This is a genomic window from Oscillochloris sp. ZM17-4, from assembly GCF_019599295.1.
In the GTDB taxonomy this organism is placed as follows: domain Bacteria; phylum Chloroflexota; class Chloroflexia; order Chloroflexales; family Chloroflexaceae; genus Oscillochloris.
In genome coordinates this window covers 1-10,466 of sequence record NZ_JAIEWN010000086.1, presented here as the reverse complement: position 1 = coordinate 10,466, position 10,466 = coordinate 1, and the positions used below count along the sequence as shown (strand labels likewise).

Below are 10,466 nucleotides of genomic sequence, written 5' to 3'. Positions count from 1 at the left end.
CGGCCATGCGATCACGAGGCGGACGCCCTCACACGTCGTCCAGAGGCCGCCGGTCGCCCCGGCGTTGCAGCAGCCTGGCAGGTGTGTATACTGTAGAAAGAGCCGGTTGAACACCTAAAAGGGGACGCCAATGCGTGAAGACGAGCCGCTTGAGGGCTGGCTTTTCCTGGTGCGACTCATCGCCGAGCGCGGCCCCGCGCCCCAGCTGCGGGGGAGCGAGGGCGCGCTTGGCCGGCTCGCGCAGGCCATCGCAGATCAGCCCGCGGGCAAAACCAACTACGGCGCTATCCGGGGGGGCACCTTCAGCCCCTACGCCAACGTGACACTGGGGCCGGGCGAGCTCGCTGAGGCCCAGCGGCTCTTCCTGGGGGTCTGGGATCGCGGCGGGGCGGGGTCGAGCTTTGTGATGGAGGGGCTGCTTCACAGTATCGCCATGGCGCGCCAGCCCGCATCGGTGCCCTTCTGGCAGCAGCAGCTCGACCTGAGCCGCCCGCGCGACCAGTCCACCACCAGACGTCGCACCTACGCCCTCGCCGCCCTGGCCTTGCTGGCGATCACCGAGGGCGACACGGCGGCCTACGCGGCGCTGTCCGGGGCGCTGACCCACCCGCACGAGCAGGTCCGCGCCCTGGGCGCGTTCTACCTCGCTAAGGCCTACGCCGTGGCCGCGCAGCCGATGCCCGCGCCGGTCGCGGCCGCCCTGGCCGATCTGGCCACCCACGACCGGGCCTTCGCCCCGCGCTTCCAGGCCCGTCGGGCCCTGCGCATGCTCGGCCACAAGGCTCCGCTCGACCCTCCGGACCAGGTCTACTTCCTCAAGGTGCAGCTGCGCGGCGACAAGGCCACCCGCACGATCGCGATCTCCACCGGCGACATGCTCGATGATCTGCACTACGCCATCCAGCGCGCCTTCGGCTGGGACGCGGATCACCTCTACAGCTTCTTTATGAGCGGCGACCGCAGCGATCGGCGCTATGAGATCCGCTGCCCTGAGCTCGACGATGATTGGGGGGCGAGCATCCGGTCGATAACGATCGTGGGCAAGGGTGTAGAAGAGGTAATCGCGCTCGCCTCGTCGGACGTGGCGGAGGGCGCTGACGATGATGATGACGACGACGAGCTCTACACCTCGAACACGCAGATCGGCGCACTCGGCCTGGTGCCAAAGCACACATTCATCTACTTCTTCGACTACGGCGACAGCCACCAGTTCACGGTCACCGTGCTGGGGGTCGAGGAGCGGACGGACGACGGCACATACCCGCGCGTCGTCGAGTCGCGCGGCAATGCGCCGCAGCAGTACGACGGATATGAGGACGAGGAGCCATGAATCCACTGATGGTGCTGCGGTGCGGCGTAGCCGCGCCGCAGCACCATCAGTGCAGCATGTGCCTGCTCGGCACACAATGCCTCAAATTCAGGGTCCTCATGTGATCCGTCCTAGCAGGATGCGTGAGCTGTTTCGCGTTAGCGCCCCCTTGCTCACCGGATCTCACGCAGCCGCTTCTCGCCCTCGACCAGCACCGAGAGGTGCTGCTTGCTGCCCTTCAGCGGGTGGGTGGTCGTGATCCGGGGCAGGATGCCGCTGGCCCGGATGGCGGGCATGCCGGCCAGGTTCTGGCGGGCGATTCAGGTGTACCGGCTGCGCGCTTGGTCGTTGGTCGCTCATCAGATTGACGCCCCAGGCAGAGGGCGCTAGCATGGCGTCGCCCGGCGACCGCGCCGGCGGATCAGCGGAGCGACCCCTATGACTGACCTCGACCCGAAGGCGCGCAACCGCGTGCTCGGGGTGCTCTTCGTCGGCGTGCTGATGGCGGCCCTCGATATCGCGATCGTCGGCCCGGCCCTGCCGGCCATGCAGCGCGCCTTCCACGTCGACGAGCGCGCCCTGGCCTGGGTTTTTGCGATCTACGTGCTGACGAACAAGGTCGCCACCCCGGTGATGGCCAAGCTCTCGGACCGCTTCGGCCGGCGGGCGGTCTATGTGGTCGACGTGGCCCTGTTCGCGGCCGGCTCGCTGATCGTGGCCGCGGCGCCCAGCTTCGCGGTGGTGCTGCTGGGCCGCGCGGTGCAGGGCCTGGGCGCGGGCGGGATCTACCCGGTGGCCAGCGCGGTGATCGGCGACACCTTCCCGCCCGAGAGCCGCGGCTCGGCGCTGGGCATGGTCGGCGCGGTCTGGGGCATCGCCTTCCTGCTCGGCCCGGTGATCGGCGGCGTGCTGCTGCTGTTTGGCTGGCAGTGGCTGTTCCTGGTCAACCTGCCGATCGCCGCGCTGGTGATCGCGCTCAGCCTGCGCCTGCTCCCTACCGCCCGGCCGCCGCGCATCCCGCCCTTCGACTGGGCCGGCGTCGCCGTGCTGAGTGTCATGCTCGGCGGGATGGCCTACGGCCTGACGATGATCGACGCGCGCGACCTGGGCGCGAGCCTGGCCTCGCTCCAGGTCTGGCCCTTCCTGCTCATCGCCGTGGCGATGCTGCCGACGCTGGTGCGGGTCGAGCGCCGCGCGGACGACCCGACGATCGACCTGCAGCTCTTCCGCTCGCGCCAGGTGGTGATCGTGACCACGCTGGTGGCGGTCGGCGGCATCGGCGAGGCGGTGGCGGTCTTCTTCCCATCGCTCTTCGTGGCCGCCTTCGGGGTCAGCATGACCGCGGCGAGCCTGATGACGCTGCCGGTGGTGCTGGGCATGGCGGTGAGCTCGCCGCTGGCGGGGCGCATGCTCGACCGGATCGGCTCGCGGGCGGTGGTGGTCAGCGGCGGGGCGATCAGCGCCGCAGGCATGGCCCTGGCCGGCCTGCTGCCGCTCCAGGTTCTCTTCTTCTACCTCGCCGGCGTGCTCTACGGCATGGGCATGTCGGCGCTGCTCGGCGCGGCCCCGCGCTACATTATGCTCAACGAGACCGACGCCGCGCACCGGGCGGCGGGCCAGGGGCTGCTGGCGATCGGCACCGCCGCCGGGCAGCTGGCGGGCAGCGTGGTGATCGGCGCGATCATCGCCTCGTTCGCCGACACGATCGCCGGCTACCGGGCGGCCTTCATCTTCGTGAGCGCCTCGCTGGCCCTGCTGGCGCTGATCGCCCTGGGGCTGAAGGGGCGGGCCGCCGAGAGCGCTGCGGCGCAGCGGGCCTGATAGCAACGTACGGGGCGGCTTCGCAGCACGAGTCGCCTCCGCGAGGGGCAAGGCTCTGATAAGGCTTCCGTAAGACTGCTGTAAGCATTGCCAGCTAGCGTTAGGATAGCAGCCCATGATGTGAGAGAGGGGAGCGCATGGCGCAGGGACCGGACCGCTACGACATCGCGATCATCGGCTCGGGCATCAGCGGCTCGACGCTGGGCGCCATCCTGGCGCGCCACGGCCTGAAGGTGATCATCTTCGAGGCCGGGGCCCACCCGAAGTTCGCCATCGGCGAGTCGATGATCCTGGAGACCTCGGAGACCATGCGGGCCATGGCCGAGCTCTTCGATGTGCCCGAGCTGGCCTACTTCAGCTCCGAGAACTTCATCGCCCAGATCGGCACATCCCACGGGCTCAAGCGCCACTTCAGCTACCTGCACCACCGCGAGGGACAGCCCCAGGATCTTGCCCGCTCGCTTCAGGCGGTCATCCCCCAGCGCCCCCACGGCTATGAGCTGCATATCCACCGTCAGGATAGCGACTATTTCCTCACCTCGGTGGCCGTGCGCTACGGCGCCACCGTGCTTCAGGGCACCCCGGTGAAGGATATCACCCTACGCCCCGATGGGGTGGAGATTCTGACCAGCCAGAGACAGACCTACGCGGCCGACTATGTGGTGGACGCGGGCGGGATGCGCTCGCTGCTGGCCGAGAAGTTCGGCTGGCGCTCGCGAGATCTGCGCACCCATACGCGCACGATCTTCACTCACATGGTCGACCTGCCCTGCTATCACCAGGTCGGCGCCTCACACCAGGAGTACGGCTTCCCCTTCCCCGTCTCCGAGGGCACGCTCCACCACATCTTCCACGGCGGATGGCTGTGGGTCATCCCCTTCAACAACCACCCTCGGGCCACCAACCCGCTGGTGAGCGTGGGGCTGCAGCTCGACCCGCGCATCCACCCGGCTCGGCCGGATCTGTCGCCTGAGCAGGAGTTCTTCGCCTTTATTGCGCGATTCCCGAGCATCGCGGCCCAGTTCCACAAGGCGCGGGCGGCCCGGCCCTGGGCGCGCGCGGACCGGCTCCAGTACACGGCGACCCACGTGGTGGGCGAGCGATTCTGTCTGCTTGGCCACGCGGCCGGATTCATCGACCCGCTCTACTCGAAGGGGCTCTACACCACGCTGATGAGCGCGGCCCTGCTGGCCCACCTGCTGCTCGACGCCCAGCGCGCCGGCGACTACGCCCCGGCGCGCTTCCGGCCCCTTGAGGAGCTGACCCTGCGCTTCGTGTCCGCCCACGACCGGCTGGTCGCCAACTCGATCACGTCCTGGTCGAACGATAAGCTCTGGGAGGTCTACGCGGTGCTCTGGCTGACGGGCGCCTACCTGGAGTACGTCAAGCTGCTGAGCACGCGCGGGCTGTCGAAGAGCAGAGACGACTACTTCGCTACGGTGGCCGGGCTGCGCATGGTTGGCGGTGGCTTCAGCGAGTTCGACGATCTGGCCGACCGGGTCGATACGCTGATCGAGGCGGTGGACCCCGGCGATGAGGCGGCGGTGGATCGGGCGGTGGCCGAGATCCGTGCGGCTTTCGCGGCGGTGCCCTGGATGCCGTGGGCCTTCCAGCAGGTGCTGGCCGGCAGCAACCACCTGCCGGCCAACAAGCTGCGCCTGAGCCTGCTCAGTCAAAACACCGGGTTTATGGGCGGCGGGGCCTACCGCAAACACTTCTTCGGCGACGCCTCGCTGGCTGAGGTGGCGCGCTTCTTTGTGCGCGAGAGCCTGACGTACTCGACTGCGGCACAGGCGATACGCAAGCGCCTCAGCTTCCGGCGGCGGCGCGCGGCCCCAGCCGCCGCGTGGGCGCCACGCATGAGATCGTGAGCCAGCTCACAGTAAACATACCGCAGCGCCGATACCCTGCGATCAGGGACGAGGCCTGGCAGATCGACGAAGGAGCCCCGCGCAATGATTGACAAAGCCCTGCGTGAGCCAAAAGAGTTCGCGATGGCCCTGGCCGTGCGCGGGCCGATACGCCGCATCCACCCGACGACGGTCACGGTGCTGGCGGCCGTCGTCGGCGTGGCCGCCGCCGCCGCCGCCTGGCAGGGGGCCTCCCTGCCGGCCCTCGGCCTCTGGGCGGCCAACCGGGCGCTCGATGGCCTCGACGGCACGCTGGCCCGCCTCACGGGCAAACAGAGCGACCTGGGCGCCTACCTCGACATTGTGCTCGACCACCTGATCTACGCCGCCATCCCGCTGGGGCTGGCCGCCGCCGCCGGGACGCCGGCCGCGCTGCTGGCCCTGGCCGCGCTGCTGGCGAGCTTCTACATCAACGGGGCCAGCTGGATGTACCTGGCGGCCATCCTGGAGAAGCGCCAGGCCGGGGCCGCCGCCAAGGGCGAGATCACCAGCGTCACCATGCCCGCCGGCCTGATCGAGGGCGCCGAGACGGTGGTCTTCTACTCGCTCTTCCTGCTCCTGCCGGGCGCGATCATCCCGCTGTTCTCCCTGATGGCCGCCCTGGTGGTCGTCACCGCCGCCCAGCGCGTGATCTGGGCGATCCGGGCGCTGTAATGGGGCTTCGCCCCTGATCCCTATGTGTGATGTCTGCGCGGCTTTGCCGCGCAGACATCACAAAGATCTATCGTGGGGCGGCTCCGCCGCACCACACCCCCACCGCGAGGTGATGGGAGGGAACGCTATGTCTGAGACACTCGCCGCCGGCCGCGCCCAGGGCTGGCTGGGCCGCCACTGGCAGAAGCTGGTCGCCACCACGATCTGGCTGGCCCTCGCCGGCAGCTTCCTGGCCTACAGCGTGATCGCCGGGCGATCGCCGACCGAGACGGTCGGCGACCTGCTGGGGCTGCTGCGCACGCCGCTCGGCCCGCTGCTCTACATCCTGATCTACACCCTGCGCCCGCTGGCCTTCTTCTCGGCGATCGTGGTCACGCTGCTCGGCGGCGCGATCTGGGGGCCGGTCTGGGGCATGCTGTTCGTGGTGATCGGCTCGAATATGTCGGCGACGCTGGCCTACGGCTTCGGCCGCGCGCTCGGCCAGGGCCTGCTGCCCGAGGGCGAGGGCGGATTCGTCAGCCGCTACGCCGGGCGCCTGCGCCAGAACGCCTTCGGCACCATCCTGGTCATGCGCCTGATCTACCTGCCCTACGACCTGGTCAACTATCTAGCCGGCTTCTTGCGGGTGCCCTACCGGCCCTACATCCTGGCCTCGGTGCTCGGCTCGCTGCCCGGCACCCTGACCTTCGTGCTGGCCGGGGCGTCGCTGAATATCGAGGATATTCTGGCCGGGCGCTTCTCGATCTCGGCGATCAACCCGTGGACGCTGGCGCTGTCGGCCGTGCTCTTCGTGGGCGGGATCGTGGTGTCGAAGGTATTGCAACAGCGCGAAGGGTAGGGCCGAAGCATTTGGGATTGTCGCGGGGCGACAATCCCAAATGCTTCGGCCCTACAGGATGGATATATGGAATCATTTCACACAATCGTGATCGGGGCCGGCTCGGGCGGCCTGACCGTGGCGGTGGGCCTGGCCAACCTGGGCAAATCGGTGGCCGTGATCGAGGCGCTGCACGTGGGCGGCGACTGTACCAACGTGGGCTGCGTGCCCTCCAAGACCCTCATCCACCAGGCCGAGCTGCACGGCGCGGAGCGCCCCGCGTCGACGCTGGCGGAGGTGCGCCGCAAGCGCGACGCCCTGCGCGACAAGGAGACCCACGAGTTCGGCGAGGTGCAGAACCTGAGCCTGATCTTCGGCCGGGCGCGCCTGATCGACCCGCACCGCGTCGCGGTGGCCACGCCCGAGGGCGGCGAGCGCACGCTGCACGCCGCCCATATCGTGATCGCCACCGGCGCGCGCCCGCGCACCACGTCGATCCCCGGCCTCCCCGCAGCGCGCCAGCTCACCAACGAGACGATCTTCGAGATCCCCGACACCCCGCGCCACCTGGCCGTCCTCGGCGGCGGCGTGATTGGTATGGAGCTGGCCTTCGCCTTCCGCAAGCTCGGCAGCCGGGTGACGGTGGTGACCACCGCGCCCCGCGTGATGGACAAGTTTATCCCCGAGGTGGCCGAGGCCCTGGGCGAGTCGCTCGACCGCCACGGGATCGCGGTCTACGCCGGGGCCAGCGCGAAGTCCTACGACGTGGCGACTGAGACGCTGCGGGTCGAGCAGGGCGGCCGGGCGATCGACCTGGAGGGCGTAGACGATGTGCTGGTGGCGATCGGCCGCCAGCGCAACACCGAGGGCCTGGGCCTGGATGCGGCCGGCGTGGCCTACAGCGCGCGCGGCGGCATCGCCGCCGACAGCTACGGGCGCACCAGCGTGCCGCACATCTACGCCATCGGCGACGTGACCGGCACCTCGGCCTTCACCCACTCGGCCAACGCCCAGGGCCGCCGCGTAACCCAGCGGATCGCCCTCCCCTGGCTGCCCGCCCGCGCCCCCGAGCCCTTCTATCCGAGCGCCACCTTCAGCGACCCCGAGGTGGCCACCGCCGGCATGAGCCAGGCCCAGATCACCGAGCGCTACCACCCTAAGCTGGTCAAGCGCATCCGCGTCGATCTGGTGACTCAGACCGACCGTGGCTACACGGACGACCTGCAGCGCGGATTCATCATCGTCGACGCCATCCGGCTGACGGGGACGATCCTGGCGGTGACGATCGTCGGCCCACGGGCATCCGAGATGATCTCGCTCTTCACCCTGGCCATCCAGGAGCGCATCTCGCTCTACCGGCTCTACCGGTTGGTCTACCCCTACCCGACCTTCTCCAGCGGCGTGCTGAAGGTCGCCGACACCTTCCTGCGCGACACGCTGACCGGCCTGAACAGGGAGCTGCCGACCTACCTGCTGCACCGCTGGGCGGGGGGCAGGAGTCGGGGGTTGGGGGGTGGGAGTCGGGGCACCGCGCCGCATGTGTAGAGGTGCGGCGTATACTTCCCGCCACCGAGTCGCCCGGCGACTGAAGTCGCGGGCTGACATGTGGCGAAGGCCGCCTGCGCGGCCTATCCAAGCCCGCGCAAGGGGGCTTCCCAAACCGTAGCCGAGGGCCTCAGTCCCGCGACAGGTGCCGCAGCCAATCTGCAATCTGCAATCTGCAATCTGCAATTCTACAAAGGAGCGCCCGATGACCTTCGCCCGCCCCCGAGGTGTCGCCCTGGCCCTAGCGGCCTTGATGATCCTGGCCGCCTGCGGCGCGCAGCCCGCCGCCGCCCCGCCCGCCCCCGCCGCCGCAACTGCCGGCGGCGAGCTGGATGTGAGTAACTGGGACAGCGTGCTGGCCGCCGCGCGCGGGCAGACCATCAGCTGGTACATGTGGGGCGGCTCCGAGAGCATCAACCGCTTTGTGGATGACTTCTACGGCAGACCGCTGCAGGAGCGCTACGGCATCACCCTCAACCGCGTGCCGCTGGCCGACACGGTGGATGCGGTGAACCAGGTGCTCAGCGAGAAGACAGCCGGCAAAGACCCAGGCGCCGTCGACATGATCTGGATCAACGGCGAGAACTTCCTCTCGCTCAAGCAGGCCGACATGCTCTACGCGGGCTGGTCGCAGGCCATCCCCAACGCGAAGCTGGTCAGCTGGACGAACCCGGCGGTCTACCTGGACTTCGGCGAGCCGGTGGAGGGCCTGGAGAGCCCCTGGTCGTCGGCGCAGTTCCAGCTGATCTACGACTCGGCCAGGATGGGCGAAGAAGAGCTGCCGCGCTCGTACGCCGGGCTGCTGGCGTGGGCCAAGGCGAACCCCGGCCGCTTCACCTATATCGCGCCGGGGCCGGGCGCCTTCCAGGGCACCCGCTTTGTCAAGGGCGCGCTCTTCGAGCTGAGCGGCGACGCCACGCAGTGGCTGGGCTTCGACCAGGCCCTGTGGGAGCAGTGGTCGCCCCAGCTCTGGGCCTACATGAACGAGCTGAAGCCCTACCTGTGGCGCGCGGGCGAGACCTACCCGAAGGACGAGAACGAGCTGCACAGCCTGTTCGCCAACGGCGAGGTGGACTTCAGCATCACCCAGGCGATCGCCGGGGCCGGCCCGCTGATCACGGACGGGCTGGTGCCGGAGACCGCGCGGGCCTTCGTGTTCGACGGCTACATGATCGGCGACTTCAACTACGTGGCCATCCCGAAGAACGCGCCGCACAAGGCGGCGGCCCTGGTGCTGGCCAACCTGATCCTCGACCCGGAGCTGCAGGCCGCGCAGATCCTGCCTGAGAATGGCTTTGGCCTGGGCTATGGCATCGATGTGACGAAGGTGACCGACCCGGCGGCGCGGGAGAAGCTGGATGCGGCGGCCAGACAGCTGGGCGACGCGGCCACCCCCGCCGCCGACCTGGCGAAGTCGCTGGTGGGCGACAGCGCCGGCGCGTACCAGGCTCTCGTGGAGGAGGGCTGGCGGACGAATGTGCTGGCCAGATGACACGCTCCCGCGACACCCTCCTGATCTGGCTGGCCCTCGCCCCGGCGCTGCTGGTGGCAGGCGGCCTCTTCGGGGCCAGCCTGCTCGACGGGGTGGCCCAGAGCCTGGGCGACCTGGCGATCATCGGCGAGCGTCGGCTGAGCCTCGACGCCTACGCCCATGTGCTCGGCGGGGCCACGCCCGCCGGGCGCGAGTTTTGGGTCGCCCTGGGCTTCTCGCTCTGGGTGAGCGGGGCATCCACGCTGCTGGCGGCGGCGGGCGCGCTGCTGCTCGCCGTGGCCCTCAGCGGGCGCACCGGCCGCGCTGGCGGGGGCGACCTGCTCGTCTTGAACGCCAACCTGGCCCTGCCACATCTCGTCTGGGCGATCGCCCTGCTGCTCTTGCTCGCCCAGAGCGGGCTGTTTGCCCGGATCGCCGCCGCCCTCGGCCTGATCCACGCCCCCGCTGACTTCCCGGTGCTGGTGCGCGACCGCGCGGGGCTGGGGGTCATCCTGCACTATGTGGGCAAGGAGGTGCCTTTCCTGGCCCTGATCGTGCTGGCCGTGCTGCGCACCCAGGGCCAGGCCTACGACGCGGTGGCGGCCACGCTGGGGGCCGGGCCGTGGCTGCGGCTGCGCCGGGTGACTCTGCCGCTGGTGCTGCCCGGGCTGGCCGCAGGGTCGCTGCTGGTCTTCGCCTTCACCTTCGGGGCCTACGAGGTGCCGGCCCTGCTGGGGGTGCGCTACCCGCGCGCCCTCGCGGTGCTGGCCCTCGACTACTTCGCCAACCCCGACCTCGGGCGCCGCGCCGAGGGCATGGCGATCAGCCTGATCATGTCGCTGGTTGTGGTCGCCGTCGCCGGGCTCGGCCGGGCGCTTGGGGGGCGGCGCGAGGGGTAGTGTTGCGTGTTGCGTGTTGCGTGTTGCGTGTTGCGTGTTG

General features: G+C 69.6%; 9 protein-coding genes. 8 read left to right on the top strand and 1 reads right to left on the bottom strand.

Annotated features, from left to right (window positions below; all coding sequences use genetic code 11):
- Positions 1 to 130: 130 nt before the first annotated feature.
- Positions 131 to 1,330, top strand: a complete 1,200-nt coding sequence (locus tag K2Z83_RS26995) for a plasmid pRiA4b ORF-3 family protein (protein WP_220598270.1) — start codon at positions 131 to 133, stop codon at positions 1,328 to 1,330.
- 152 nt (positions 1,331 to 1,482) lie between these two features.
- Here K2Z83_RS26995 and K2Z83_RS29530 read toward each other — a convergent pair whose 3' ends face one another.
- Positions 1,483 to 1,605, bottom strand: a complete 123-nt coding sequence (locus tag K2Z83_RS29530; protein WP_255604548.1) for a hypothetical protein — start codon at positions 1,603 to 1,605, stop codon at positions 1,483 to 1,485.
- Between the two features lie 142 nt (positions 1,606 to 1,747).
- Here K2Z83_RS29530 and K2Z83_RS26990 point away from each other — a divergent pair, with 142 nt between their 5' ends.
- The 7 genes from K2Z83_RS26990 (at position 1,748) to K2Z83_RS26960 (ending at position 10,426) form a co-directional block, all read left to right on the top strand.
- Complete coding sequence (locus K2Z83_RS26990) at positions 1,748 to 3,130, top strand: MFS transporter (protein ID WP_220598269.1); 1,383 nt, start codon at positions 1,748 to 1,750, stop codon at positions 3,128 to 3,130.
- Positions 3,131 to 3,267: 137 nt separating this feature from the next.
- Entirely contained in the window at positions 3,268 to 5,001 is a 1,734-nt protein-coding gene (locus tag K2Z83_RS29680; RefSeq protein ID WP_220598268.1) for an NAD(P)/FAD-dependent oxidoreductase, read from the top strand.
- Positions 5,002 to 5,085: 84 nt separating this feature from the next.
- On the top strand, positions 5,086 to 5,694 hold the full coding sequence (locus K2Z83_RS26980) for a CDP-alcohol phosphatidyltransferase family protein (protein ID WP_220598267.1): 609 nt from the start codon (positions 5,086 to 5,088) through the stop codon (positions 5,692 to 5,694).
- Between the two features lie 127 nt (positions 5,695 to 5,821).
- Positions 5,822 to 6,532 carry a TVP38/TMEM64 family protein gene (locus K2Z83_RS26975; RefSeq protein WP_220598266.1) on the top strand — a complete coding sequence of 237 codons (711 nt, stop codon included), beginning with the start codon at positions 5,822 to 5,824 and terminating at the stop codon, positions 6,530 to 6,532.
- A 66-nt stretch (positions 6,533 to 6,598) separates the two neighbouring features.
- On the top strand, positions 6,599 to 8,056 hold the full coding sequence (locus K2Z83_RS26970) for an NAD(P)/FAD-dependent oxidoreductase (protein ID WP_220598265.1): 1,458 nt from the start codon (positions 6,599 to 6,601) through the stop codon (positions 8,054 to 8,056).
- A 205-nt stretch (positions 8,057 to 8,261) separates the two neighbouring features.
- On the top strand, positions 8,262 to 9,548 hold the full coding sequence (locus tag K2Z83_RS26965; protein WP_220598264.1) for an ABC transporter substrate-binding protein: 1,287 nt from the start codon (positions 8,262 to 8,264) through the stop codon (positions 9,546 to 9,548).
- Positions 9,545 to 10,426, top strand: coding sequence for an ABC transporter permease (locus K2Z83_RS26960; RefSeq protein WP_220598263.1), 882 nt, complete (start codon positions 9,545 to 9,547; stop codon positions 10,424 to 10,426). The genes K2Z83_RS26965 and K2Z83_RS26960 overlap by 4 nt, the downstream gene beginning before the upstream one ends.
- Positions 10,427 to 10,466: the final 40 nt, after the last annotated feature.

Excerpts from the sequence above, each read along its gene's own strand:
- K2Z83_RS26995 (WP_220598270.1), top strand. The coding sequence starts at position 131 with ATGCGTGAAGACGAGCCGCTTGAGGGCTGGCTTTTCCTGGTGCGACTC.
- K2Z83_RS29530 (WP_255604548.1), bottom strand. The coding sequence starts at position 1,605 with ATGCCCGCCATCCGGGCCAGCGGCATCCTGCCCCGGATCACGACCACC.
- K2Z83_RS26990 (WP_220598269.1), top strand. The coding sequence starts at position 1,748 with ATGACTGACCTCGACCCGAAGGCGCGCAACCGCGTGCTCGGGGTGCTC.
- K2Z83_RS29680 (WP_220598268.1), top strand. The coding sequence starts at position 3,268 with ATGGCGCAGGGACCGGACCGCTACGACATCGCGATCATCGGCTCGGGC.
- K2Z83_RS26980 (WP_220598267.1), top strand. The coding sequence starts at position 5,086 with ATGATTGACAAAGCCCTGCGTGAGCCAAAAGAGTTCGCGATGGCCCTG.
- K2Z83_RS26975 (WP_220598266.1), top strand. The coding sequence starts at position 5,822 with ATGTCTGAGACACTCGCCGCCGGCCGCGCCCAGGGCTGGCTGGGCCGC.
- K2Z83_RS26970 (WP_220598265.1), top strand. The coding sequence starts at position 6,599 with ATGGAATCATTTCACACAATCGTGATCGGGGCCGGCTCGGGCGGCCTG.
- K2Z83_RS26965 (WP_220598264.1), top strand. The coding sequence starts at position 8,262 with ATGACCTTCGCCCGCCCCCGAGGTGTCGCCCTGGCCCTAGCGGCCTTG.
- K2Z83_RS26960 (WP_220598263.1), top strand. The coding sequence starts at position 9,545 with ATGACACGCTCCCGCGACACCCTCCTGATCTGGCTGGCCCTCGCCCCG.